Genomic DNA, 24,071 nt, shown 5'->3' with positions numbered 1-24,071 from the left:
TAACAGAAAAATTATACGTCGCCGGGTACTTCGGCGCGAATGCTGAGCGCATGAATTCTGCCGCGCATCAAGTCACCTGCAGCATCATAAATCATGCGATGACGGGCAATGGTACTTTTACCGGCGAATGCCTGTGCAACAATTTGTAACTGGTAGTGTCCGCCATCGCGGGCACCGGCATGGCCGGCGTGGCGGTGCGAATCGTCGACGACGGTGATTGAAACCGGTTGCAGCGCGGCCAGTCGCTGGCGCAGCAGGGCCATGGTATCGGCACTCACGCCGGCAGAGCCTTCTTGAACGGCTTGATGACGACCTTTTCATAGACCCCGGCGGCGATGTAGGGGTCGGCGTCGGCCCAGGTCCGGGCTGCCTCAAGTGAGGCGAATTCGGCAATGATGATGCTGCCCGAGAAGCCGGCCGGGCCGGGGTCAGGCGAGTCGATGGCTGGGCAGGGGCCGGCCAGGATCAGGCGACCTTCAGCTTGCAAGGCCTGCAGGCGCTCGACGTGGGCGGGGCGGGCGGCCATGCGCTTGTCGAGCGTGCCGGCCTTGTCTTCAGCGATGATGGCGTAGAGCATTACTTTTCTTCCTCAACATATTTTGAAAGCAGCATGCCCTGGCCGAGCACGAAGACGAGCATCAGGCCCATGCCGCCGAACAGTTTGAAATTGACCCAGGTATCGGTCGAAAAATTGAAGGCGATGATCAGGTTGAGGGCACCCATGACGACAAAAAAGGCGATCCATGACAGGTTGACCTTGGCCCAGACCGGTTCGGGCAGCGTCAGTTGCTCACCGAGCATGGCCTTGATGGCATTTTTCTTGAGAACGTAGGCGCTGAAAGCCATGCTGCCTGCGAATACCCAGTACAGGATGGTCGGCTTCCATTTGATGAAGGCTTCATTCTGGAAGGCCAGGGTCAGGCCGCCGAAGACGACGACAAGGACGAGGCTGACCCAGAGCATCTTGTCGACCTTGCCGTGGCGAAAATGCACCCAGACGATCTGGGCGACGGTGGCGGCGATGACGACGACGGTGGCGAGCAGGATCGGCGCCAGCTTGATGTCGTCGGGGACGAAGCCAAGCAGCGAGCCCATCCAGCTGGCCGCGAGTTCGGGGCTCTTTTCCGCGTATTTGAAGGTGGCGAAAAAGAGGATGACGGGGAAGAGGTCGAAGAGCAGTTTCATGGCGGGGCATTATATACTGCGGAAAACAACTATCCGGCAAGCAGGGGAGTTCATGCACAACGTCCTGATCATCGATGACAGCGACATCAACCTGACGCTGATCAAGGCGCTGGTTCTCAAACTGGGCGACTGCAGCCCGACCTTGTTCGATCATCCCGTGGCGGCGCTCGAATGGTGTCGCAGCAACGTTCCGGATCTGGTCATTGTCGATTACATGATGCCGGACATGGACGGTCTCAAGTTCATCAGCGCCTTCCGCGCCCTGCACGGGCGCAACGAGATTCCGGTGCTGATGATTACCGCCAACGACCAGAAGGACATTCGTTACGATGCCCTGCTTGGCGGTGCCAATGACTTCCTGACCAAGCCGATTGACCGTGTCGAGTTCTCGGCGCGCGTTCGCAACATGCTGTCGCTGCGCACCGGGCAGAAGTATCTGGCCGACCGCGCCGAGCATTTGTCCTCGCTGGTCGAAGAGCGCACCGCCGAAATCCGTGATCGCGAAAAGGAGCTGATTTTCCGCATTTCGCGGGCGGCCGAATTTCGCGATCCGGAAACCGGCGCGCACATCCAGCGCATGGCACATTATTCGCAGATCATCGCCTTGGGTCTCGATCTGAGCATTGCGCAGCAGAAGCTGATTCTCGAAGCGGCACCGATGCACGACGTCGGCAAGATCGGCATTCCCGACTACATCCTGCTCAAACCGGGCAAGCTGACGCCCGAAGAGTTCGAGGTCATGAAGGGGCATGCCAGGCTCGGGCAGGAACTGCTCAAGGACAGCCGTTCGGAAGTCATTCAGGCCGGGGCCGAAGTGGCAATTTCGCATCATGAAAAATACGACGGGACGGGCTACCCGCATGGCCTCAAAGGCCATCAGATTCCGCTGTTCGGGCGGATCGTGGCGGTAGCTGATGTCTTCGACGCGCTGACTTCCGAGCGCCCCTACAAACGGGCGTGGTCGCTCGACGATGCCTGCAAGTATCTTGAAGACGGGCGCGGCAAGCATTTCGATCCGATGTGCGTTGAGGCTTTTCTTGCCGGCTGGGAGCATGTGCTGGATATCCGCCAGCGTTTCTGCGACGAAGAGATGCCGCAGATCTGAATTTGATTGGTCTCAGTCGATTTCCTGCGTTGGCAGGCGGCCTGAATGGAGATGAATATGGCAGGGGCTTTCGTGTTGGACAAAGCGTCGATTTTGGACCGCCTGGGCGGCGACGACGAGATTTTTGCGATGATGGTCGACATGTTTGTGCAGGATGTCGACAGCAACTGCGCGGCCCTGGCGACCGCCCTGGCGGCAGGCGATCCCGCGGTACTGCGCCGCGAGGCCCACACGGTTAAAGGCTTGCTGGCCACATTTTCTGATGACGCTGGTGCACTCGATGCCAGTGTCGTCGAGCAACGGGCGCGCGATGGTCTTGTCGCTGATCAGGCTGCGGCAGTGGCCGGCTTGCAACAGCGCCTGCGGGAAATTGCGGCGGTGTTAAGCGCCGGGTAGTTTGAGAAAAGCGGCGGCGCCCCTGGCACTGCCTTGCGGCCCGTGTGGCACGACGCCGAGTAACGGGGCCGGTAGCAGCGCTTGCAGCGTTGCCAGGTTTTCAGCGAAACGCGACATCGCCGGGTCGATGTGGTTGGCCACCCAGCCGACCAGCTTCAGACCGCGGGCAGCGATGGCTTCGGCGGTGAGCAGCGCGTGGTTGATGCAGCCGAGGCGCATGCCGACAACCAGGATGACTGGCAGGCCAAGGTAGACGGCGAGGTCGGCCGTGCTCTGCTCGCCGCTTAACGGCACGCAAAATCCACCGACGCCTTCGACGATGACTAGATCGGCCTGCTGGCGGGCCTCATCGCAACTCGACTTGATAGTCTTGAACTCGATGGCTACGCCCGCTTCCGCCGCCGCGATGTGCGGGGCGATGGCTGGCTGGAAACAATAGGGGTTGATGATCTGGCGCGGCAATTCGACATTGCTGGCGGCGCGGATGGCTTCGACATCGTCGTTCAGCCCGGCGGTATCGGTTCCGGCGGCAATCGGCTTGAGTCCGACGGCTTTGCGGCCGTCCAACCCGGCCCGGTGGAGCAGGGCGCAGGTGATGAAGGTCTTGCCGATTTCGGTGTCGGTACCGGTCAGGAAATAGGCGGGGCTCATTTTCGGGCGCTCATTTGCTGGCGTAGAGGTAGATCACGTCGTAGGTCAGCGGCAGGCCGGCCGAGGTGCGCAATTGTTCGTGGGCTGCTTCGGCGCGCTGGAAGGTGGCGCGGCTCATCAGGCTGGTGCGCCGGCCGTCGCCGAGCTGGTTGGCACCGATGGCCTTGACGGCGCGGAGCAGCGTTTTGAAATCCGGGTAGTGGGCGATTTTTGTGCTTTTTTTCGTGTTGACCGTAGCAAACGCCAGATTGACGGCGATTTTGCGGATTTCGTCCGGGCTGTGAAAGCTCAGCGTGTGCCGGTAGTGGTCGACGTCGGCAAAGGCGTGGCGAAGCTCGTGGAAGGTGGCCGGGCCGAGGCTGGCCAGGGCGACGAGGCCATTCGGGCGCAGTGTGCGGTGGGCTTCGCGCAGGGCTGTGGCGAGGTCGCACCACTGGACGGCGAGGCTGGACCAGTAGAGGTCGAGGCTGGCATCGGCCAGCGGCAGGTGTTCGAGATCGCCGGCGATGCGGCAGCACGGCGCGCTGACCCGGTCGAGCATGGCTGGCGAGAGGTCGAGGGCGACACTGTGGGCATCGGGAAAGCGGGCCTGCAGGTCGGCCTGGGCAAAGCCGGTGCCGCAGCCGGCATCGAGCAAGCGGGTCGGGGCGATCTCCGGCAGGCCTTCGGCCAGTTGCGTGCAGATGCGACGCTGGATGTCGGCTGCGCTGTCGTAGGTCAGTGCGGCGCGCTCGAAGGATTGCCGGATGCGCGCCTTGGAAGGTCTAGTCATTCAGGAATTGCTGCACGGTGGCGACGAAATCGTCCGGCCGGGAGATGAAGGGGGCGTGCGCGCAGTCGTCGAAGACGGCCAGTCTGGCGCCGGGAATCAGGGCGGCGAGCGCTTCGGCGGCAGCGAGCGGCATGAGCGGATCGGCCGCGCCATGGATCAGGAGCGTCGGCGCCTTGACCTGCGGCGCGAGTTGGCGCAGATCGACATCGCGCAGCCAGTCGAGGCCGGTCGCCAGCACCTCGCCTGACGGGCGCGGGTCGGCGAGTTTGAGCAGTTCGAGGGTCACGGCCTTGGCGCGCTCGTCGCCGCGATTGAAGCCGCCGACGAAGCGCGGCAGCATGGCTTCGACATCGGCCGCGACGCCGGCGGCGAATTCAGCCAGCGTGGCCGGCGGCATGGCGTGCGGCCAGCCGTCGCGCTGGACGAAGGAGGCGGTGCCGGCGACGAGAATGAGCTTGCCGACCTTGTCCGGATGGCGGGCGGCGACGGCCAGCGCCAGTTGCGCGCCGAGCGACCAGCCGGCCAGCGTCGTGCCGGGTTGCAGGCGGGCGGCGATGTCGTCGGCGGCAGCGTAAAAATCGGAAATCAGCGGCGCGTTGCCGTAGCCGGGCAATTCGAAAATTTGGCCTTTTTCCCGGTTGACCGTGGAATTCAGCGGATTGCTGCCCAGACACCAGCCAGGCAGGAAAACCAGGGGGGCGCTCATGCAAGTTCTTTCAAGGCGGCGATGAGTTGGGCGATGTCGGCTTCGGTATGGGCGGCGGAGACGGATATGCGCAGCCGCGCCGTGCCCTTCGGCACCGTTGGCGGGCGGATGGCTGGCACCCACAGGCCGCGCGCCCACAGGGCTTTCGAGAGGGCGACGGCGGCGTCGTTTTCACCGACGATGAGCGGCTGGATGGCGGTCAGCGAGGGCAGCAGCTTGAGCGGCAGGCCGGCCAGCCCGTCGCGCAACTGGCCGATGCGGGCCATCAGGTTGGCGCGCAGGGCGTCGCCGTTTTTGATCAGTTGCAGGCTCTTGGTCAGCGCGCAGGCGATGGCCGGCGGTTGGGCGGTCGTGAAAATGTAGCTGCGACCCTTTTGCAGCAGGTATTCAATGGCCGTTGCCGAACCGGCGACAAAGGCGCCGCCGACGCCAGCCGCCTTGCCCAGCGTGCCCATGAGCAAAATGCGCGGTGAGGCGGGCAGGTTGAAATGGGCCAGACTGCCCCGGCCTTCGCGGCCGAGGACGCCGAAGCCGTGGGCGTCGTCGATGACCAGCCAGGCGTCGTAGCGCTCGGCCAGCGCGAAGATCAGCGGCAGCGGCGCGAGGTCGCCGTCCATGCTGAACACGGCGTCGGTGACGATGACCTTGGTGGCGGCGCTGCTGGCGGCGAGCAGCTTTTCCAGCGCCGCGACGTCGTTGTGGGCGTAGCGTTGGACCTCGGCGCCGTTGGCCTTGGCCTGCTGCATGGCATCGATCAGCGAGGCGTGGTTGAGCTTGTCGGCAAACACCGCGTCGCCGCGGCCGGCCAGGGTCGGCGTCACGGCGAGGTTGGCGAGGTAGCCGGTCGAAAAGGTCAGGGCGCGCGGAAAGCCGGTGAAGGCGGCGATCTCTTTTTCCAGCGCCTCATGCGGCGCAAGATGGCCGCTCACCAAGTGCGAGGCACCGCTGCCGGCACCCCATTGCAGCGCGCCGTCGGCCAGCGCCCGCGCGATCTCGGTATTGCCGGCCAGCCCGAGATAGTCGTTGGCTGCGAAATTCAGCACATTTTTGCCGTCGACCGTAGCGAGCCGGCCACAAGCCGATTCGAGTACGCGGCGGCGGCGGGTCAGGCCGGCGGTTTCGAGCTCCGCCAGTTCGCTGGCGAGGCGGTCTTCAAGGGAACTGGGAGTCATGGGGCGATATTTTCCCGCAGACCCGCCGGAATGTCGCGCTTTTCATCGGCAGCGCATTAAACCGCACTGTTTAGGAGGTTCTTCGATTGCTCGTTGGAAATCAGCGTGGACCGCGAAAGGGCGCGTTTTTCTCAACCGCTATGCACTGCGAGTCGTTCTTGTCATCCCCTGTCCCGGGGGCGATGAGGGTGATCACGCCGGTTCTCGGGAAACGGCGCGGCGCCGGCTGCTACCTGGCCTGAGGATCATTCGGCGATCAATCGTTGTCGAGAAGTTTCTTCAAATCGACGAGGGGAAGCGGGCGGGCAAACAAATAGCCCTGACCTTCCTGGCAACCCAGTTCTTGCAAAATCTTGGCTTGGGCCGGGTGCTCGATGCCTTCGACGGTAATCTGCATGAACATGGCCTTGCTCAGCGCGACGATGGCTTCAACGACGGCCCGCTGATTCTGGCTGGCCGGGAGGTCGACGATGAAAGAGCGATCGATCTTGATGCGCTGGATGGGCAGGTCGCGCAGGACGCTCAGTGACGAATAGCCGGTCCCGAAGTCGTCGATACTGACGGCGACACCCAGTTCTTCCAGAGCGTGGAGTATGGACAGGCTCCGCTCTGTCGCCTGCAGCGTGCTTTCGGTGATTTCCAGCTCGAGGGCGCTGGTCGGGAAGCCGGTTTCGCTGAGTACCGTGCGGACAATGGCGACAAAATCCGCACCAAGGAATTGTCGTGGCGAGACGTTGACGGCAACGTGGAAGGTTTCACCGGCGGGTCTTCCCTGGACAACATCAAGCATTTCGGAACAGGCGCGGTTCAGTACCCAGCGTCCCAAGTGTTCGATGATTCCACATTCTTCGGCAATGCCGATGAAGTCGACCGGGGAAACGATGCCGCGTTCCGGGTGTTGCCAGCGGACCAGCGCTTCGACCCCGACGATCCGGCGACTGGTGAGATCGACGCGCGGCTGATAGTGCATGACCAGGCCATCGGTGGCCAGGGCACGACGCAGCCCCTGCTCGATCCCCATCCGCAGGAGCGCCCGCTCGGTCATGTCTTCGGTGTAAAAGTGAAAGCGGTTACGCCCCTCGGCCTTGGCCGTGTACATGGCCATGTCGGCGGCGCGCATCAATTGTTGACTGTCGGTACCGTTGTCGGGATATACGGCAATGCCGAGACTGCCGGTGACGGAAAGATGTTCGCCGGAAACAGTGACCGGAAGGCGTAACTGGTCGAGAATTTTCTCTGCCAGCCGTGCCGCGTAGTCCGGATTGAAACTGCCGGCCAGAACCACGAACTCGTCACCGCCCAGTCGGGCGATCGTGTCACTGCTGCGCAGGACACTGCGTAACCGGTCGCCAACGATACGCAGCAATTCGTCGCCGACGGCGTGGCCAAGCGTGTCGTTGATCACCTTGAAGCCGTCCAGGTCGAGAAAGAGCAGGATACAGCGTTGTTCGTTGCGCATTGCCTGCTCGATGGCGTACTGGAGTCGTTCTTCGAAAAGCAGTCGGTTGGGCAAGCCGGTCAGCGGGTCGTGATGGGCCAGGTGCTGAAGCTTTTGCTGGGCATCGTAAATTGCCGTGACATCGGAAAATGCGGTGACGAAATGAGTCACCTTGTCATTGGCATCGTGCACAACGCTGACACTTTGCCAGGCGGGGAATGAACTGCCATCAAGACGGCGGCAGCGTACCTCGCCTTGCCAGAAGCCGTCGGCGCCGGTCTTGAAGCTGTCTTCATAGGTTTCAAAGGCCGGACTGACCCGCAGCAGAACGTCCGGGTCAAGCCCGAGGACATCGCTTTCAGGGTATCCGGTGATGCGGGTAAAGGCGGTATTGACGGCAACGATCCGGCGATTGGCGTCGGTGATGAGGATAGCCTCGGCCGTGGTGTGGAAAACGACGCTGGATTGGCGCAGCATGGCTTCGTCCTGATGGCGCTTCGTCACATCCTGGAGTATTCCGACGACACGCTGAACGCTGGCTCCCTTGCCATAGGCTTTGGCATGGGCTTCCATGCGGCGGATGGGGAGGCCATCACCGGTGAGTCGAAATTCGACACTGGTGGCGTCGTTACTCAACAGCTTGGCAGTCAGCGCCTGGTTGACGCGTTCCCGGTCGGCTTCGTCGATTCTGTCGATGAATGCTTCCCACGGCTCATCCAGCGGTTGCGCCTGATTGCCGAGCAGCATGCCGAGGTGGGGGTCGCCTTTCAGTCGGTTCGAACCCGGGCTCCATTCAAGGACCCCCAGCGAAGCAGCATCAAGGGCCAGCTTCAGGCGCTGTTCGCTTTGTTCTATTGCCATTTCATCATTCCGGCGAGCCAGTGCCATCTGGATCGTTGCATGCAGTTCCCTTCCTTCGCACGGTTTGATCAGATAGCCGAAGGGGCAACTGTCGAGGGCGCGGCGCAAGGTGTCATCCTCGGCGTAGGCGGTCAGAAAAACCACGGGGATCTGATGGTTGGCGCGAATCGTGGCGGCGGCTTCGATCCCATCCATGGTGCCATCAAGGTGAATATCCATCAGAACCAGGTCCGGTTTGTTCTCGGCTGCCTGGCTGATCGCCTGTTCTCCGCTGGCAACAACGCTTTCGACGTTATAACCGAAGCCCTGCAGCTGGCGCTTCAAGTCAAAGGCGACGATGCGCTCATCTTCAACCAGCATCAGATTGATTGGCAAACGCGCGCTCATGAAACCTCCTTCGTCGCAATGCTTTTCGGAAAACACATCGAGAACCGCGTTCCCTCGGCTCGATCAATAGTCAGGGTGCCATGCAGTTGCTCGACGAATAGTTGAACCAGTTGCAAACCCAGAGACGACCCCTGAGCCAACTCGATGTCCGGTGGCAAGCCAACGCCGTTGTCGGCTACGCTGAGGCAAATCAAACCATCCACCTCCGCTTCTATTTGGATGACAATTTCGCCCCGACGTTCCCCCTTGAACGCATGCTTGAATGAATTGGTGACCAGTTCATTGACCAGCAGACCACAGGGAATTGTCCGCTCGAGGTCGATCTGCACATCGGTCTCCGGTCGCACCATGCGCAGGCTGACGCGTTCGCCGGTTGCCCGGTAACTGGATCGGATCGATTGAACCAGACGGTCCAGATAATCCCCGAGGTCAAGGCGGGAAAAGTCTTTCCGTTCGTAAAGCAGCTGGTGGGTCAGCGCCATGGCTTTCACCCGCCCGCAACTCTCGGCCAGAATCGCCCGCAGGCGCGGATCGGCGGCAAAGTCGGCCTGCAGGTTGAGCAGGCTGGTGATGACCTGCAGGTTGTTCTTGACCCGATGATGGACTTCATTGAGCAGCACGGTTTTTTCGCGCAAGGCGTCTTCGAGGCGTTGCTGGGCGCGCTGCCGCTCGGTGATGTCGATGATCGACGCCAGAACCATGACACCGGCTTCGGTGGCAATTGGGTTGAGGCCGATTTCGATCGGAAATTCCGTACCATCGGAGCGGCAACCGGCCAGGTCGCGACCGACACCCATCGGGCGCGGCTGTGGGTCGTTGAAATATCCGGTACGGAAAGCACTATGGTGTTGCCGGAAACGCTCGGGAACCAGGATTTCGACGGATTTTCCGATCAGATCGTCGCGGCCGTAATCGAACATTCGTTCAGTCTGGGCATTGACCAGCACCATGATGCCATCGAGGTCGATCATGACCATGGCGCTTGGTGCCCACTCGACTACCCGACGGAAAGAGTCTTCCCCGAGTTGCGGACCGACGGCGAGCATTGGCGCAATGGGGCAAGTGGGTTTGTCCGGTGCGCCTGAAGGCGGCAAATTGATGGGGGCATCCATGGCGACTCCTCAAAGCGCGTGGCCATCACCAAACCGCTAACTCGTGGGAAGGTCCGGGATGGCGCCAATGCGGGTTGGACAACGCATCGCCCGAAAATATCTGTCCGGATAAAGAAAATTTCCATGTGTTTGACATTTATGTATGACAAACGTAGTAGTTCTTCTGGGGGTTTTTACACGGACATTCCCAGTGTTTCGCTGATTACCTTACCCAGGTGTCCGATTTCCTCGTCGCTGACGATATACGGCGGCATCAGGTAAACGGTATTGCCGATCGGCCGGATTAGCGCTTCGCGTTCCAGCGCAGCGCGGTAGAACTTGCGGGAGAAGTGCGGGTCGGCTGTTTCGACGTCGAAGGCGGCAATCATGCCGCGCTGGCGCAGGTGTTTGACTTGCGGATGGTCGGCCAGCGGGGCGAGGGCGGATTCGATTTTTTGCGCTTTTTTCCGGTTGACCGTGAGAACGTCGTCGGACTGGAAAATGTCGAGCGTGGCGAGCGCAGCGCGGCAGGCCAGCGGGTTGCCGGTGTAGGAATGCGAGTGCAGGAAGGCGCGGGCCACCGAGTCGTCGAGGAAGGCGTTGTAGATGGTGTCGCTGGACAGGACGATGGAGAGCGGCAGGTAGCCGCCGGAAATGCCTTTCGACAGGCACATGAGGTCGGGGCGGATGCCTGCCTGTTCGTGAGCAAAGAAGGTGCCGGTGCGGCCGCAGCCGACGGCGATTTCGTCGCAGATCAGGTGCACTTCGTAGCGGTCGCAAAGCTGGCGGGCGAGGCGCAGGTATTCCGGGTCGTACATCGCCATGCCGGCGGCGCCCTGGACGAGCGGTTCGATGATCAGGGCAGCGATGCTTTCGCCGTGCCTTTCGAGGTGGGCTTCCAGCGCGGCAGCGGCGCGGCGAGCGACGTCGGCGGGGGATTCACCGGCTTCGGCCTGGCGGAAATCGGGCGAGGGGATGACCGTCGCGGCGCGGACCAGCGGCGCGTAGGCGTCCTTGAAGATGGCGACGTCGGTGACGGCCAGCGCGCCGACCGTTTCGCCGTGGTAGCTGCCTTGCAGGCAGAGGAACTCGGCTTTTTCCGGCCGGCCGATGTTGCGCCAGTAGTGAAAGCTCATCTTCAGCGCGATCTCGGTGGCCGAGGCGCCGTCCGAAGCATAGAAGGCGTGGCCGAGGGCGCCGCCGGTCAGGGCGCTCAGGCGCTCGGACAGCTCGACCACCGGCTGGTGCGTGAAGCCGGCCAGCATGACGTGTTCGAGCGTTTCGAGCTGGTCGCGCAAAGCCGCGTTGATGCGCGGGTTGGCGTGGCCGAAGAGATTGGTCCACCACGAGCTGATGCCGTCGAGGTAACGTTTGCCGTCGAAGTCGTAAAGCCAGGCGCCCTGACCGCGGGCGATGGGCACCAGCGGCAGGTGGCCGGGCGTGCCGGTCTGCGCGTGGTGCTGCATCTGCGTGCACGGGTGCCAGACGGCGGCCTGGCTGCGCGCCAGCCAGTCGGCGTTCGACAGCTTTTCCATCAATGCAGGACTTGCGACGTCGCCGCCGGTTGTTCCGGCATTTCGGCGTGCACCAGTTCGGCTTCGCGGTTGGGGAAGAGCGGGGCGCCGCAGTCGTCGCAGAATTCCATCGGGAAGTGATGGTCGAGGAAGAGCACGTCCTTGACGCCGGCTTCGCGCAGCACGGCTTCAATTTCTCCGGCGGCGTCGGTCGCTTCGTCTTCGGCGCCGAGCAGCGGCCAGACGATGCCGTGATAGACCTCGTCACCGGTGGTCGGGCCGAGGCCGACGCGGTATTCCTCCATCCGGCGGTCGTAGCACGGGCCGACGACGGCGCGGATGTCGGCCGGCATGAGGGCGAGCATGCTTTGAAGGAAGGCGACCGAAGCCTTGAGCGAATAGGGGCGCGACAGGCGGTCGGCGTTGCGGCAGGAGGCGTGGTAGGAGTCCGGCAGCAGTGGTTGCCAGGCGCAGCCGGTGAGCAGCGGCTCGATATTCGGGCTGCCCTGCTTGATCCATTCCTTCAGTGCCGTTTCCTTGTTGCCGTCCTTTTCGTTCCAACGGAACAGCGGCTTGCCGCGCGGTACGACGACGGTGCCGACGAGGTAGCGGACGTCGGACAGGAAACGGTTGGTTTCGGCCATGCCGGCGGTATCCACGGCCAGATGCTTGCCGCCCAGCGCGGCTTCGCCGAGCAGTTTGGTCAGTTGCCAGGTGTCGCAGAAGCTGCGCGGTAGCTGGTCCGGGCTGAACAGGAAATCGGCCAGCGCAACACGCGCGTCGCCGCCAAAGACATGAGCGCCGAGATGCACGTGCAGCGCCTGCAGCGTGCTCTTGGGGAGCGGGCTGGCCGGGATGGAAAAGCGCGACCAGGCGAGGATGGGCGCGGCGAAGAGCTGGATGTCGTATGCCTGGCCCTGGGCTTCGACGCGGTTGGTTTCGGCGCGCGATTCGACCATGTCGGCCAGTTCGTCATGGGCGCGCGGGTTGGCCTCGAACAGGCGGTCGAGCGCGGTGTTGATGTCGTCCTCGGCACCGTTTTTCAAGAGGCTGTCGACGACTTCGGCGAGTTGCGCTTCCCAGTAGGCGTCTTCCAGCTTGCCGCCGGATTCGGAAAGGCCAATGGCCAGACGTTGCAGTTCGGCCGCGTCGCGGGAAAGACGGTCGCGAGAGCCAAAGCGGGTGCGTTTCATCGGGTGTCCAGAAAATTCAAAGATGAAATTTTAACAGGGGGCGGGGATAGCGTCGCAGGATCGATGGTCGAGATCGCATCGTGAGCGAATCGGGACAATCCTTGCGCGCCACGAAGCGGCGTCGAAAGGGCCGGGCGGGCAGACTGATGGCTCCCGTCATCACAAGGAGCCTTTCCATGAAAACCTTTTTCCGTATTTCGCTGCTTGCTGCCCTGTTGGCCTGCGGCCTGGCCCATGCCGATGATTTTCGCCTGGTCGTCGAGGCCGGGCCGGATGGTCGGCTGGCGCCGGCGCATTACGCCAATGTCTTCGGCTGCAACGGCGGCAACGTCTCGCCGGCCTTGCATTGGTCGGGGGCGCCGGCCGGGACGCGCAGTTTTGTCGTGACCATGTACGACCCGGATGCACCGACCGGGTCCGGCTGGTGGCATTGGGTAGTCGCCAACCTGCCGGCTGCCAGCGATCATCTGGCTGCTGCTGCCGGCAATGGTGCTGACAGCGCGTTGCCCGCTGGCGCCCGCACGATTGCCGGCGACAACGGTGCGGCGGCTTACCTCGGCAGTTGCCCGCCGGTCGGGCAGACGCACCGCTATGTATTCACCGTGCATGCGCTCAAGGTCGACAAGCTTGACCTGCCGGCCAATGCAACCCCGGCACTGGTCGGCTTCATGGCCTGGGCCAATGGCCTCGGCAAGGCTAGCGTGACCCTGTTCGGTTCGCGTTAACATGGGCGAAAAGGCCGGCATGCCGTCGGCCTTCCCGGAGAAAAAAGCATGCAGCCAACCATCGTCCAGCGCGCCGGTATTGCCGTGTCGGGCAGTATCGTCCAGCGCCAGCCTTTGCAGTTCCGGCGGCTGTGGATCGACCTGCCGACGCTGGTCCTCGTCGAATCCGGCTACAAGATTCTGCACGGCGAGGCCGGCACTTTCCGTGTCGAGGCCGGTCAGGCAGTGGCGCTGGCCGGTGGCCAGGCCTTCGACGTGACCAATTATCTCGGCGAGGCGCCGAGCTATCGGGCCCGCTGGCTGGCTTGGGAGCGCACCCTGCTTGAGCAGTGGCGGGCGCCAGCGGCCGGTGAACGGCCGCAGTCGGTGGTGACGCTGGGCAAGGTGGCGCCGGCCTTTGCCGATGCTTTCACGGCATTGACGCAATCGTTCGACGATGCGGCGCTGCCGGATGCTGTGGTTGCTCATCGGGCGCTGGAAATGCTGGTCTGGCTGGAGGGGGTCGGCCGTCTGCTGCTCGATGATGCGAGCCTGGCGCCGCGGGTGCGTCGTCTGCTCGCCGGCGATCCGGCGCATGACTGGCATTCGCCCGAAGTCGCCGGCCATTTCGCCATGAGCGAGGCCAGCCTGCGCCGTCATCTGGCCGCCGAAGAGTGCTCGCTGTCCGAAATCCTGCTCGACGTGCGCATGTCGACGGCGCTCACCCTGCTGCAATCGACGGCGCAGCCGGTGACGCGGATTGCCGGCGAGGTTGGCTACCAGTCGCCGTCGCAGTTTGCCGTACGTTTTCGCCGCCGTTTCGGCTGTTCGCCCAGCGACATTCGCCGCGACAGTCCGCGTGGCCGGGTCGCCCTCGCGTAAAATTGGGGGCATTGCCAACCTGCGCCAATCGACCATGCTGATCTTCCTGTCCCCCGCCAAATCGCTTGATTACAAGACCCCGCCGCATGTCGCCACGCACACCCAGCCGGCCTACCTGAAGCACTCCGAAGCCTTGATCAAGAAGCTGCGCAAGCTGTCGCCGGCCGATATCGCCAATTTGATGGACCTCTCCGACCCGCTGGCGCTGCTCAATTTCAACCGCTACGCCGACTGGTCGCTGCCTTTCACGCCGGACAACGCCAAGCAGGCCGTGCTCGCCTTCGACGGCGATGTGTACGATGGCCTCGCCGCAAAAACGCTGGGCGCCGACGATCTCGACTTTGCCCAGCAACGCGTGCGCATCCTCTCCGGCCTCTACGGCATCCTCAAGCCGCTCGATCTCATGCAACCCTACCGCCTCGAAATGGGCACCAGGTTCGCCAACAAGGCCGGCAAGGATCTTTACGCCTACTGGGGCGAGCGCCTGCTCGATGCGATCAATGCCGAACTGGCGGAAATGCCACGGCCGGTCGCGGTCAACCTGGCTTCGGAGGAGTATTTCAAGGCCGCCGTCGGCCGCAAGATCAACGGAACGGTGATCCAGCCCGTGTTCGAGGACTGGAAGAACGGCAAATACAAGATCATCAGCTTCTACGCCAAGCGGGCGCGTGGCCTGATGACGCGTTACGCCGTGGTGAACCGGCTGACCGAGCCGGAAGGGCTCAAGGATTTTGACAGCGACGGCTACGCCTTTGCCCCCGAAGCATCCGACGACAAGAGCTGGGTTTTCCGCCGGCGCCAATGACATGAGCTATCGGGCCAGCGTCGGTTCGCAAGGTTATCGCTTCGCCGATCTGCGCGAAGTGCTGGCCAAGGCCAGTCCGGCCCGTTCCGGCGACGCGCTGGCCGGCATCGCCGCGCAGAGCGCCACTGAGCGGATGGCGGCGCGAATTATCCTGGCTGATCTGCCTTTGCGCCGCTTTCTCGACGACGCACTGATTCCCTACGAAATCGACGAAGTCACCCGGCTGATTGTCGATAGCCACGACCCCGCTGCCTTCGCGCCGGTCGCTGCGCTGACGGTCGGCGAATTCCGCGAATGGCTGCTCGACGAAACGACGGGCGAGGCCGAACTGGCGGCGCTGGCGCCGGGCATTACGCCGGAAATGGCTGCTGCCGTCAGCAAGCTGATGCGCAATCAGGACCTCATCGCGGTTGCCCGCAAGTGCCGGGTCGTCACCGCTTTTCGCGACACCATCGGCCTGCCCGGCCGGCTGGCCGTGCGCCTCCAACCCAATCATCCGACCGACGACGCCAGCGGCATCGCCGCTTCGATGCTCGACGGCCTGATGTACGGCGTTGGCGACGCGGTGATCGGCATCAACCCGGCGTCGGACAGCCTGCCGGCGCTCGCCAGCTTGTGGCGGATGCTCGACGAACTGATCGGCCGCTTCGAAATTCCGACGCAATCCTGCGTGCTGACCCATGTCAGCAGCCAGATCAGCGCCATCGAGGCGGGACTGCCGGTTGATCTGGTCTTTCAGTCCATCGCCGGCACCGAGGCGGCCAATGCCGGTTTCGGCATCAATCTGGCCCTGCTGCACGAGGCGCGCGAGGCGGCCTTGTCGCTCAAGCGCGGGACGGTCGGCGACAACGTCATGTATTTTGAAACCGGGCAGGGCAGCGCGTTGTCGGCCAACGCCCACCACGGCGTTGACCAGCAGACCTGCGAGGCGCGCGCCTACGCCGTGGCTCGTCATTTCAAGCCGCTGCTGGTCAATACCGTCGTCGGTTTCATCGGCCCGGAATACCTCTACGACGGCAAGCAGATCATCCGCGCCGGGCTGGAAGACCATTTCTGCGGCAAGCTGCTTGGCCTGCCCATGGGCTGCGACATCTGCTATACCAACCACGCCGAGGCCGATCAGGACGACATCGACAACCTGCTCGTGCTGCTCGGCACGGCCGGCGTCAATTTCATCATGGGCGTGCCGGGCGCCGACGACATCATGCTCAATTACCAGAGCACCTCCTTCCACGACCAGCTTTTCGTCCGCCAGGCGCTCGGTTTGCAGCGGGCGCCGGAATTCGAGGCCTGGCTGGCGAGCATGGGTTTGACCGACGGGGCAGGGCGCCTGCTACCGGCCAGCCCCGATCATCGGCTGCTGGCCGACCTGCGGCGGCGCCTGCCATGAGCCGCCCGGACCCCTGGCAATCGCTGGCGACGCTGACCGCCGCCCGCATCGCCTTGGGCCGTGCCGGCAACAGCCTGCCGACGGCCGCCGTTCTCAGTTTCGATGTCGCCCACGCGCTGGCCCGCGACGCCGTGCATCAGGCGCTCGATGTCGACGGGTTGGCCGCCCGCTGGCGCGAGATGGGCGGGGTTGAACCGCTGGTCGTCCATAGTCGGGCCGTTGATCGCCACACCTACCTGCAACGCCCGGACCTCGGCCGCTGTCTCGACGAGGCAAGCGCCGCGACGCTTCTCGCCCAGCGTGTTCCCGATGCACCCGATGTGGTCATCGTGATCGCCGATGGCCTCTCGGCGACCGCCGTGCATGAGAACGCCCTGCCGCTGCTGCATGCCCTGTTGCCCCTGCTCGATGGCTTGCGCATCGCACCGCCGGTCATCGCCCGCCAGGGCCGGGTAGCGCTCGGCGACGAAGTTGGCGCCGTGCTCGGGGCGCGACTGGTGCTCGTCATCCTCGGCGAACGACCGGGCCTCTCATCGCCGGACAGCCTTGGCGCCTACCTGACCTTCGCGCCAAAAATCGGCCGGCTCGATGCCGAGCGAAATTGCCTTTCCAACATCCGCCCAGCCGGGCTGACGCCGGCCGCCGCCTCGGTCAAGCTGGCCTGGCTGATCCGTGCCGCGCTGGCCCGGCAATTGACCGGCATCGGTTTGAAGGACGACAGCGAAGGCGCTGCGCTGCCCGAGATGCCGGTGCTTCCGGTCTGACTTTCGGGCATTCCCATTAAATTCGCACGACCCTTGATCTGGGTCAGACGAGTGAAATGTCCAGAATATTCAAATGATCTAATATTCAAGCGTAGTTTTTCATGTCTGCGGGGCATGAATCCGTACTGCGGAACGGGCCGTTTGGCTCGGAAAAAGCGGCTGTTCCGTTTTTCGATCCAGGTACAGGGGAAAAACATGAAACTTCGTCTCAGTCTGTTTTGTGCAGGACTGCTTGCATCACTGGCGCTAGCGCCCGGTGAAGGCGGCATCAGCGCGGCTTCCGCTGCCGATGCGTCGGTAGAAACACCGAAGGCTGGCTGGTACAGCCAACTGGTCGACGCTGATTTCGTCGCCAAATATGCCGTGCTACCCAAGCCGGATGGCGTGCAGATCATCGATTCACGGCCGGCAACGCGCAAGTTCGATCCCGGCCACATTCCCACCGCCATGAATCTTCATGACGGCGACTTCGACAAGCTGGCCGATCAGCTGCCCGCCGACAAAAGCGTGCTGCTGATCTTCTATTGTGAAGGCTACGAGTGCATGCTCAGCCACAATTCGGCCTTCAAGGCGGAGAAGTTGGGTTACACCAACATCAAGGTCTACGCCGGCGGTTATCCGGACTGGATCAAGAAGGGCAACATGGGCGCGGTATCGCTGCCTTTCTTGAAAAAGAAACTCGATGAAGCTTCGCCGTTGACGCTGGTCGACTCGCGTCCGAAAGAGCGCAAGTACGACAAGGGCCACATTCCCGGCGCGATCAATATTCCGGATAGCGATTTCGACAAGATGGTGGACCGTTTGCCGGTGGACAAGGCCAGTCCGCTCTATTTCTATTGCGAGGGACTGAGCTGCAAGCTGAGTTCCGATTCGGCGGCCAAGGCGGTCAAACTCGGCTACACGCAGGTCAAGGTTGTGCCGGAAGGTTATCCGGGCTGGGTCAAACTGTATGGTGCCGGGCCGACCGCCGGGGGGCCGGTGCTCAAGGTGCTTATCCAGACGACGGCGGACAAGGATGCGATTGCTATTGCCTCCTTCGAAAAAATTCTCAAGGAAGCGCCGGATTCCGTCGTTCTGGTCGACGTGCGCGACCCGGTGGAATTCGCCACGGGTTCGTTCAAGGGCGCCATCAACATGCCGGTGGCGACGGTTGAGGCACGGGCCGGCGAACTGCCGACCGACAAGCCGATCATCTTTTTCTGTTCGGCCGGCGGGCGCAGCGGTGATGCGCTCGACAAGGCAAGGAAGGTCAATCCGAGGATCAAGGCCTATTTCCTCGATGCCAACGTTAAATGGACGAAGGACGGCGCTTACGCCATCACTGAAAACTGAGTGTCTGGATACGGCGCGGTCGGTTTCTGCCGGGTCGTGCCGCCAGCCATTTCAATTTTGGCCATTTTTTCCGGTTGACCGTAGCAAACCGGGTAGCGCAATGGTTTCAGCCGCACCGTCGCTTACTGCCCCAATTTCACCAACGCCCTTGATATCCGGCCCAGTTCGGCAAACAAGGGCGCAAGCGTCGGGGGAGGCTGGCAGCTCGCTGATTCTTGCAGCTCGGTTTCGACGGTGGCAGCAAGGTTGCCCAGGTCGTCCATGCCCAGGCTGCGCGACATGCCTTTGAGCGTATGGGCGAAACGCAGCGCGACATCGTGCTGGTTGTGGTCGAGTGCTGCCTGCAGGTCGCTGGCAAAGTGGCTGCCATGGCTGTCGCGGAACTTGATCAACATGCTCCGATAAAAATTGACCTTGTTGCCCATTAGTTTCAGGCCCTTTTCCACGTCGATGCCCGGCAGGTCGAGCATCCAGGCAGGTTCCAGCGTCGGCGCTGCGCTCGGCGTGACGGGGGCCACGACTTTGATCGCGGGCTGGAGCAAATCGCTGATCATGTGCAGCAGCTCGTCGACATCGACCGGCTTGGTGATGCGGGCGCTCATGCCGGCCTCCATGCACTGCAGGCGGTCGTGCTCGAGGGCGCCGGCGGTCAGGGCGATGATCGGCAGGTCGGCGTATTCCGGCTCGGCGCGCAACAGGCGGGTGGCGGTGAAGCCATCCATGATCGGCATCTGGCAATCCATCAGGACGAGGTCCGGGCGTTTCTGGCGAATGGCAGCGATAGCCTGCTTGCCGTCGCTGGCCAGGCGAATTTTGAGGCCGGCCATGCCGAGCAGTTCCTGCATGAGTTCACGGTTGATGTCGACATCGTCGACGACGAGGATGTCGGCGCCGCGCAGGTGGGGGACGCTGGCAATGTCGGGCAGGGCGTTCGCCGGGGGCGATGGCGAGAGCGCCGGCAAGTGCAGCGGCACGGCCAGCGCTGAATAAAGCCCCGGCAGGCTGGCCGGCTTGCGCAGCACGGCGGCGGCCACGTGGTTTTCCATGAAGGGCAGCATGGCGCTGTTGTGCGGCGCCAGCAGGATCAGGGCCGGCGCCCGCGGGCCGATGGTCTGGCGGATGGCCGTGATGGTTTCGACGCCGCTCATGCCCGAAGGTAGCTGCCAATCGATCAGCACAGCCAGGTAATCGGCTGACGGTCCGCTCAATTGGCTCAGCGCGGCTTGACCGCTGGCGCAGGTCTCCGCCTGCAAGCCCAGTTGCAGTACCTGTTTGCCTAGCGTTTCGGCGAGCAGCGGGTTGTCGTCGACGATCAGCACCGTGCGCCCGGCGTGGGCCGCCAGGCGAGCGGCGAGTTCGGCCGCCGGCAGCGGGGCGTTCGGCACGGCCCGGAGGCTGGCCGTGAAGTGGAAAGTGCTGCCGAGGCCGGGTTCGCTGTCCAGCCAGATGCGGCCTTCCATCAGCTCGACGAGGCGGCGGGAAATGACCAGGCCGAGGCCGGAGCCGCCGTAGCGCCGGGTCGTCGAGGTATCGGCCTGGCTGAAGGCGGAGAACAGGATGTCCTGCTCGGCTGGTGAAATGCCGATGCCTTCGTCGCTGACCGAAAAACGGAGCCGGGACAGCTCATCGTCGCCGGATTCAAGCCGGCATTCGAGGCGCAGGGTGCCTTTTTCCGAAAACTTGATGGCGTTGCCGAGCAGGTTGATGATGATCTGCTTGAGGCGCAGCGGGTCGCCGATGAAACTGCCGGGCACTTCGGGTCCGATATCGACGCAGAGTTCCAGCCCCTTGTCTTCGATGCACTCGATGAGCAGGTCGGTGATTTCGTCGATCAGGGTGGGCAGGTCGAAGGGCACCTGCTCGATATCGAGCTTGCCGGCCTCGATGCGCGAAAAGTCGAGGATGTCGTTGATGATGCCGAGCAGGTGGTGGGCGGCCAGGCGAATCTTGGTCAGATATTGTCCCTGCTGGACGTTGAGCGGCGTCCGCAGGCAAAGGTCGGAAAGGCCGAGGATGGCGCTGAGCGGTGTGCGCACCTCGTGCGACATGTTCGACAGGAAATTGGTCTTGGCCTGACTGGCCAGCTCGGCCTGCTCCTTGGCCGTACGCAGATCGTGCGTCTGTTCATCGACCATCGCCGACAGATTGTCGCGGTGATCGCGCAGGTCTTCGGCCGTTTCATGGAGCAGGCGTTCGTTGTCGCGCAGGGCCTTTTCGCGGTCCTTGAGCACGGCGATATTGCTCGCGACGACGACGGCGCCTTCCAGTTTGCCGGCCTGGCTGTGGATCTGGCTGGCGTGGACGAGATAGGGCAGCGCATCGTGGTCATCGTCGGCCGGTGACTCGGCCCGGCGGAAGTTGAGTTCGGCTTCGAAGCGCCCGCCGGCCGCCCGAATGGCGTTGAGCAAGAGCGGCGTGCCGCGATTGGCCGGCAGCAGGCGGCGCAACTGCTGGCGGCTTGATTCGGGCAGGCAGTCTTCGAAATAATGGCCGACCAGGGCGTCCGGCGCGTAGCCCAGTTCCTTGGTGAGCAGGCTGTTGGCGCGGATGACCCGGCCGTCCGGGCCGAGCATGACGAAAATTTCGGCCATGGTGCCGATGGCCCGCTCCAGCGCACCGTGCAACTGGGCCAGTTCCTGCGAGCGAAGCTGCAGTTCGTCCTGCTGTCTTTCCTGCTCGGCGATCAGCAGTTCGAGCGCCTCGGTACTTTTGATCAGTTCGCTTTCCAGGGCCAGATTGGCCTGGCGCAGGCAATCGAGTTCGGTGGCCAGCTCACAGTTCTGGCCAAATGCCGCGGGTGCCTGGCAACGGCGAATGACGTCGGTGGCTTCGGCGACGGCCGCCGCAACTTCCAGCGACAGGCCCGGCGCGAAGGTTTTGACCGGGCCGATCTCGACGGCAACGATCTCGATCACCGGCGGCTTCGGGATGGTAGCGCGGACGGCGGCCAGCAGATAGCCGACGCCGGCACCATGCCCGCCGCTGCCGCTACTTTCGAGCGGCACGCTATGCGGCTGGAGCAGGCGCAGCTTGCCGGGATTGTCCCCGGCCATGGCGTCCACGATCATGACGTGAGCGCAGTCTTCGAACAGGTGCAGGGCATCCAGCCCGCGCGTGCCGCAGTCGATGACTTTGACTTCCGGTGGCAGCTTGATCCGCTTGAGCGCCAGGCTGACGGCCGGGCCGAAGCCGTCGTCGCCATGCAGCGGGTTGCCGAAGCAGAGGATGCGCATCCGCTCAGACATTGAAATGCGTTTTTTTGTGGCTGCCGATGAAATGCACGGTGCACACCAGGCACGGGTCGTGGGAGCGGACGATGTGGCCGATCTCCACCGGGTTTTCCGGGTCTGCCACCGGCAGACCGATGATGCTCTGTTCCCAGTGGCCGTGGCGGCCGGCGCTGTCGCGCGGCGAGGCGTTCCAGGCGGTCGGCGTGACGATCTGGTATTTGTCGATGACGCCATCCTTGATGCGCAGCCAGTGGCCGAGCCCGCCGCGCGCCGCCTCGACCAGGCCGTAGCTTTCGCCATCCGGCCAGACGTCGATTTTCGGGTCGATGAAATGCGGCTCGTCGCATTTCATTTTTAGCTGTTTTTTCGTGTTGACCGCGGCATTGAGCAGCCAGCCGGCCCGGCGCAGGCGGGCGAACTGGCGCAGCCAGGTGTTGTCGCCCTCGCTGGCCAGCAGGTCGCAAATCAGCGCTTCGCCGGCAATGCGCAGCTCGGCCAGCGGCCCGGTCTGCACCACCTTGTCGCCATAGCGCGGCGCCTTGGCCCAGGTGTAGCGGTCGCTGCCCGGCTGGTGGTCGGGGATGGTTTCGCCGGCCCACGGGTGGCGCCCGCCGGGGTAATCGAGAAACCAGCTATGGCGGACGTGTTCGTTGATCTGTAGGTGGTCGAGCGGCTCGACCTGCTGCGTGTCGGCGTTGAAAAAGCCGGCCGACAATTCGCTGCCGGCGCCGTCGGGCCGATGATTGACGCCGTAGCTGAGCAGGTGGCCGGTGCCGGCGCCGAGCTTGTGCAGGCCGATGTCGCGGCCGAAACGGTTGAACAGGCCGAGGGCGCTGCGCTGCCGGGCCGGGTTGGCAGCCATCCAGCGGAACAGGGCTTCGCCGCTGTCGAGGGCCAGCCATTCATCGAGGTCGCCGCCGATCACGTCCTGCTCGAACCAGTCGCGCACGCCGGCCAGAATGTCGCGCGTGTCCATCAGCCGGCGGGCATTGGCCGGCTGGGTGATGCCGCCGGGCAGCATGTAGGTCGAGTGCGGCCACTGGCCGCCGAAAATGGCGACGATGCCGATCAGCTCGCGTGTGCTCTTCAGGCAGCCGCGCACGACGCTGCCCTTGAGCGGGGCGAAGGCCTCGGCCAGTTCGGCGGCGAGCGGGTGGCCGGCGTACAGCGGGTTGCAGAAATCCGGCGTGAAAAACAGGAAGCTCTGGCGCAAGTCGCTTTGCAGCGTCTCGGCCATCAGGCACAGGTTGCGGACGAGCACGGCATGGGCCGGCGGCGTGATGTTGGCGATCTGTTCGAGCGCCAGCGTCGCCGCATAAAGGTGAGCGGTCCCGCAGATGCCGCAGACGCGCGGCGTGATGACCAGCGAATCGCGCGGCGCCCGGCCGATCATGATCTGCTCGAAACCGCGGTACAGCGTGCCGACGCAGCGCGCATCGACGACCACGCCGTCTTCAAGATCGAGCTGGAATTCGAGGTCGCCCTCGACGCGGTTGAGGTCGATATCGACGGTGACGCGGGTCATCAAGGTTCCATCTCGCGATTAATGACGCGCTCGGGGGCAGCGGCGCGGGCCAGGTTCTTGTAGGCCATGTACCTGGCGCGGGCGACGCCGAGCGGCAGGAATTTCGGCACGGCGCCGATTTTGGGCGTCACGAACAGGTCGCGGTTCGCCGGGAAATCGGGCAAGGTGCAGCCGAAACAGGGGACGCCAGCCCGCGTCTTGCTGCTGTGGCCGTTCCACAATTCGGTGTTGCACGGCGCCACAGTCTGCGGGCCGCGGCAGCCGAGGCTGAAGAACATGCAGCCGCGCCCGCCGAGCACCTCGTCCTCGATGTCGTATTCGTGGTACTCGTTGCGCGTGCAGCCCTGATGGACGAGGCTGGCGAAGAAGGCGGCCGGCCGGTTGAGTGCATCGAGCTGGAGCGTTTCGCCCTCGGCCAGCATGGCCAGCACCTTGGTCATCGTGCTCGGGTGGGCCGGGCAGCCGGCGACGTTGATGACAGGCTGGCCGCTGCGTGCCCGCCAGTCGGCGCCAAGCAGGCCGCCCGGCTGGCCCCGGAGAAATTGCAGGCCGGTGCAGTCGGTCGGGTTCGGCCCTGCCGCATGGACGCCGCCAAACGCCGCGCAGGTGCCCATCGCCACGACATGGGTGGCCAGCGGCGCCAGTTCGCGGACGATGTCGATCTTGGCACGGGCCTTCCAGGTGTCGTACTGGCCGCTACCGTCCGGCCCGGTCATCAGGCTGCCTTCGATGCACAGGATGTCGAGTTTTTGGCGACCGCTGGTGATCGCCTCAAGCACTTGTCCGAAGCGAGCATCGGCGGTCAGCGACGGGTGCCAGAGGAGATTCAGGTCATATTGCTGGAGCAGGTTTTCCAGGCTGGGCCGGTCCGCACAGAGCAAGGCCATGCTTTCGCCGCTGCAGGCACCGGCTTGCATCCAGACGATATTCGCCATGCTGACTCTCCTTTCGCCAACAGGTGCTTGCGC

Annotated in this window: 22 protein-coding genes; 8 read left to right on the top strand and 14 right to left on the bottom strand. The window is 63.6% G+C overall.

Annotated elements, in window-relative coordinates:
- Positions 1-11 precede the first annotated feature (11 nt).
- The 3 genes from KI613_RS13895 to KI613_RS13885 are packed head-to-tail and all read right to left on the bottom strand — an operon-like array spanning position 12 to position 1,185.
- Positions 12-263 carry a BolA family protein gene (locus tag KI613_RS13895; RefSeq protein ID WP_226400450.1) on the bottom strand — a complete coding sequence of 84 codons (252 nt, stop codon included), beginning with the start codon at positions 261-263 and terminating at the stop codon, positions 12-14.
- Between the two features lie 11 nt (positions 264-274).
- Entirely contained in the window at positions 275-577 is a 303-nt protein-coding gene (locus tag KI613_RS13890; RefSeq protein WP_226400449.1) for a YciI family protein, read from the bottom strand.
- On the bottom strand, positions 577-1,185 hold the full coding sequence (locus KI613_RS13885) for a septation protein A (protein ID WP_226400448.1): 609 nt from the start codon (positions 1,183-1,185) through the stop codon (positions 577-579). Before KI613_RS13885 ends, KI613_RS13890 begins: the two co-directional genes overlap by 1 nt.
- Before the next feature lie 52 nt (positions 1,186-1,237).
- On the opposite strand from KI613_RS13885, the gene KI613_RS13880 reads away from it, so the two are divergent.
- The gene (locus tag KI613_RS13880) at positions 1,238-2,290 is read left to right on the top strand and encodes an HD domain-containing phosphohydrolase (protein ID WP_226400447.1); all 1,053 of its coding nucleotides are present in this window, start codon (positions 1,238-1,240) and stop codon (positions 2,288-2,290) included.
- A 45-nt stretch (positions 2,291-2,335) separates the two neighbouring features.
- Positions 2,336-2,686 carry an Hpt domain-containing protein gene (locus KI613_RS13875; RefSeq protein ID WP_226400446.1) on the top strand — a complete coding sequence of 117 codons (351 nt, stop codon included), beginning with the start codon at positions 2,336-2,338 and terminating at the stop codon, positions 2,684-2,686.
- Here the strand turns inward: KI613_RS13875 and bioD are convergent.
- The 8 genes from bioD to KI613_RS13835 all read right to left on the bottom strand — a co-directional run bounded on the left by bioD (position 2,672) and on the right by KI613_RS13835 (position 12,471).
- Positions 2,672-3,337 (bottom strand): dethiobiotin synthase, encoded by a 666-nt coding sequence (gene bioD / locus KI613_RS13870; protein ID WP_226400445.1) that lies wholly within the window; start codon positions 3,335-3,337, stop codon positions 2,672-2,674. The genes KI613_RS13875 and bioD overlap by 15 nt on opposite strands.
- Before the next feature lie 10 nt (positions 3,338-3,347).
- Positions 3,348-4,109, bottom strand: a complete 762-nt coding sequence (gene bioC / locus KI613_RS13865; protein ID WP_226400444.1) for a malonyl-ACP O-methyltransferase BioC — start codon at positions 4,107-4,109, stop codon at positions 3,348-3,350.
- Positions 4,102-4,815 (bottom strand): alpha/beta fold hydrolase, encoded by a 714-nt coding sequence (locus KI613_RS13860; RefSeq protein WP_226400443.1) that lies wholly within the window; start codon positions 4,813-4,815, stop codon positions 4,102-4,104. Before KI613_RS13860 ends, bioC begins: the two co-directional genes overlap by 8 nt.
- Positions 4,812-5,987 (bottom strand): 8-amino-7-oxononanoate synthase, encoded by a 1,176-nt coding sequence (gene bioF / locus KI613_RS13855; RefSeq protein ID WP_226400442.1) that lies wholly within the window; start codon positions 5,985-5,987, stop codon positions 4,812-4,814. The genes KI613_RS13860 and bioF overlap by 4 nt, the downstream gene beginning before the upstream one ends.
- 256 nt (positions 5,988-6,243) lie before the next feature.
- Positions 6,244-8,673 (bottom strand): two-component system response regulator, encoded by a 2,430-nt coding sequence (locus KI613_RS13850; RefSeq protein WP_226400441.1) that lies wholly within the window; start codon positions 8,671-8,673, stop codon positions 6,244-6,246.
- The gene (locus KI613_RS13845; protein WP_226400440.1) at positions 8,670-9,785 is read right to left on the bottom strand and encodes a sensor histidine kinase; all 1,116 of its coding nucleotides are present in this window, start codon (positions 9,783-9,785) and stop codon (positions 8,670-8,672) included. The genes KI613_RS13850 and KI613_RS13845 overlap by 4 nt, the downstream gene beginning before the upstream one ends.
- A 173-nt stretch (positions 9,786-9,958) precedes the next feature.
- Positions 9,959-11,299 carry an adenosylmethionine--8-amino-7-oxononanoate transaminase gene (gene bioA / locus KI613_RS13840; protein ID WP_226400439.1) on the bottom strand — a complete coding sequence of 447 codons (1,341 nt, stop codon included), beginning with the start codon at positions 11,297-11,299 and terminating at the stop codon, positions 9,959-9,961.
- Positions 11,299-12,471, bottom strand: a complete 1,173-nt coding sequence (locus tag KI613_RS13835; protein ID WP_226400438.1) for a DUF2863 family protein — start codon at positions 12,469-12,471, stop codon at positions 11,299-11,301. Before KI613_RS13835 ends, bioA begins: the two co-directional genes overlap by 1 nt.
- Positions 12,472-12,647: 176 nt before the next feature.
- On the opposite strand from KI613_RS13835, the gene KI613_RS13830 reads away from it, so the two are divergent.
- The 6 genes from KI613_RS13830 to KI613_RS13805 all read left to right on the top strand — a co-directional run bounded on the left by KI613_RS13830 (position 12,648) and on the right by KI613_RS13805 (position 18,348).
- Positions 12,648-13,196, top strand: a complete 549-nt coding sequence (locus KI613_RS13830) for a YbhB/YbcL family Raf kinase inhibitor-like protein (protein WP_226400437.1) — start codon at positions 12,648-12,650, stop codon at positions 13,194-13,196.
- Positions 13,197-13,244: 48 nt separating this feature from the next.
- Positions 13,245-14,057, top strand: coding sequence for a helix-turn-helix transcriptional regulator (locus KI613_RS13825; protein ID WP_226400436.1), 813 nt, complete (start codon positions 13,245-13,247; stop codon positions 14,055-14,057).
- 34 nt (positions 14,058-14,091) lie between these two features.
- The gene (yaaA, locus tag KI613_RS13820; protein WP_226400435.1) at positions 14,092-14,862 is read left to right on the top strand and encodes a peroxide stress protein YaaA; all 771 of its coding nucleotides are present in this window, start codon (positions 14,092-14,094) and stop codon (positions 14,860-14,862) included.
- A 1-nt stretch (position 14,863) separates the two neighbouring features.
- Entirely contained in the window at positions 14,864-16,252 is a 1,389-nt protein-coding gene (locus tag KI613_RS13815) for an ethanolamine ammonia-lyase subunit EutB (protein WP_226400434.1), read from the top strand.
- Positions 16,249-17,016 (top strand): ethanolamine ammonia-lyase subunit EutC, encoded by a 768-nt coding sequence (gene eutC / locus KI613_RS13810; RefSeq protein WP_226400433.1) that lies wholly within the window; start codon positions 16,249-16,251, stop codon positions 17,014-17,016. The genes KI613_RS13815 and eutC overlap by 4 nt, the downstream gene beginning before the upstream one ends.
- A 195-nt stretch (positions 17,017-17,211) precedes the next feature.
- Positions 17,212-18,348, top strand: a complete 1,137-nt coding sequence (locus KI613_RS13805; protein ID WP_226400432.1) for a rhodanese-like domain-containing protein — start codon at positions 17,212-17,214, stop codon at positions 18,346-18,348.
- Between the two features lie 122 nt (positions 18,349-18,470).
- On the opposite strand, the gene KI613_RS13800 is transcribed toward KI613_RS13805, so the two are convergent.
- Genes KI613_RS13800 through KI613_RS13790 form a run of 3 tightly spaced genes read right to left on the bottom strand, consistent with a single transcriptional unit; the run spans position 18,471 to position 24,038 of the window.
- Positions 18,471-21,593 (bottom strand): hydrogenase maturation protease, encoded by a 3,123-nt coding sequence (locus KI613_RS13800; protein WP_226400431.1) that lies wholly within the window; start codon positions 21,591-21,593, stop codon positions 18,471-18,473.
- Positions 21,586-23,103, bottom strand: a complete 1,518-nt coding sequence (locus KI613_RS13795) for a nickel-dependent hydrogenase large subunit (protein ID WP_226400430.1) — start codon at positions 23,101-23,103, stop codon at positions 21,586-21,588. Before KI613_RS13795 ends, KI613_RS13800 begins: the two co-directional genes overlap by 8 nt.
- Positions 23,103-24,038 carry an NADH-quinone oxidoreductase subunit B family protein gene (locus KI613_RS13790; RefSeq protein ID WP_226400429.1) on the bottom strand — a complete coding sequence of 312 codons (936 nt, stop codon included), beginning with the start codon at positions 24,036-24,038 and terminating at the stop codon, positions 23,103-23,105. Before KI613_RS13790 ends, KI613_RS13795 begins: the two co-directional genes overlap by 1 nt.
- Between the last annotated feature and the right edge of the window lie 33 nt (positions 24,039-24,071).

The sequence above is a fragment of the Ferribacterium limneticum genome, assembly GCF_020510585.1.
Classification (GTDB): Bacteria; Pseudomonadota; Gammaproteobacteria; order Burkholderiales; family Rhodocyclaceae; genus Azonexus.
Note: the sequence above shows the minus strand (reverse complement) of the source record. Positions and strands in the feature narration are given on the sequence as shown.

Coding starts and splice junctions, on each gene's coding strand:
- KI613_RS13895 (WP_226400450.1), bottom strand. CDS start 263: ATGGCCCTGCTGCGCCAGCGACTGGCCGCGCTGCAACCGGTTTCAATC.
- KI613_RS13890 (WP_226400449.1), bottom strand. CDS start 577: ATGCTCTACGCCATCATCGCTGAAGACAAGGCCGGCACGCTCGACAAG.
- KI613_RS13885 (WP_226400448.1), bottom strand. CDS start 1,185: ATGAAACTGCTCTTCGACCTCTTCCCCGTCATCCTCTTTTTCGCCACC.
- KI613_RS13880 (WP_226400447.1), top strand. CDS start 1,238: ATGCACAACGTCCTGATCATCGATGACAGCGACATCAACCTGACGCTG.
- KI613_RS13875 (WP_226400446.1), top strand. CDS start 2,336: ATGGAGATGAATATGGCAGGGGCTTTCGTGTTGGACAAAGCGTCGATT.
- bioD (WP_226400445.1), bottom strand. CDS start 3,337: ATGAGCCCCGCCTATTTCCTGACCGGTACCGACACCGAAATCGGCAAG.
- bioC (WP_226400444.1), bottom strand. CDS start 4,109: ATGACTAGACCTTCCAAGGCGCGCATCCGGCAATCCTTCGAGCGCGCC.
- KI613_RS13860 (WP_226400443.1), bottom strand. CDS start 4,815: ATGAGCGCCCCCCTGGTTTTCCTGCCTGGCTGGTGTCTGGGCAGCAAT.
- bioF (WP_226400442.1), bottom strand. CDS start 5,987: ATGACTCCCAGTTCCCTTGAAGACCGCCTCGCCAGCGAACTGGCGGAG.
- KI613_RS13850 (WP_226400441.1), bottom strand. CDS start 8,673: ATGAGCGCGCGTTTGCCAATCAATCTGATGCTGGTTGAAGATGAGCGC.
- KI613_RS13845 (WP_226400440.1), bottom strand. CDS start 9,785: ATGGATGCCCCCATCAATTTGCCGCCTTCAGGCGCACCGGACAAACCC.
- bioA (WP_226400439.1), bottom strand. CDS start 11,299: ATGGAAAAGCTGTCGAACGCCGACTGGCTGGCGCGCAGCCAGGCCGCC.
- KI613_RS13835 (WP_226400438.1), bottom strand. CDS start 12,471: ATGAAACGCACCCGCTTTGGCTCTCGCGACCGTCTTTCCCGCGACGCG.
- KI613_RS13830 (WP_226400437.1), top strand. CDS start 12,648: ATGAAAACCTTTTTCCGTATTTCGCTGCTTGCTGCCCTGTTGGCCTGC.
- KI613_RS13825 (WP_226400436.1), top strand. CDS start 13,245: ATGCAGCCAACCATCGTCCAGCGCGCCGGTATTGCCGTGTCGGGCAGT.
- yaaA (WP_226400435.1), top strand. CDS start 14,092: ATGCTGATCTTCCTGTCCCCCGCCAAATCGCTTGATTACAAGACCCCG.
- KI613_RS13815 (WP_226400434.1), top strand. CDS start 14,864: ATGAGCTATCGGGCCAGCGTCGGTTCGCAAGGTTATCGCTTCGCCGAT.
- eutC (WP_226400433.1), top strand. CDS start 16,249: ATGAGCCGCCCGGACCCCTGGCAATCGCTGGCGACGCTGACCGCCGCC.
- KI613_RS13805 (WP_226400432.1), top strand. CDS start 17,212: ATGAAACTTCGTCTCAGTCTGTTTTGTGCAGGACTGCTTGCATCACTG.
- KI613_RS13800 (WP_226400431.1), bottom strand. CDS start 21,593: ATGTCTGAGCGGATGCGCATCCTCTGCTTCGGCAACCCGCTGCATGGC.
- KI613_RS13795 (WP_226400430.1), bottom strand. CDS start 23,103: ATGACCCGCGTCACCGTCGATATCGACCTCAACCGCGTCGAGGGCGAC.
- KI613_RS13790 (WP_226400429.1), bottom strand. CDS start 24,038: ATGGCGAATATCGTCTGGATGCAAGCCGGTGCCTGCAGCGGCGAAAGC.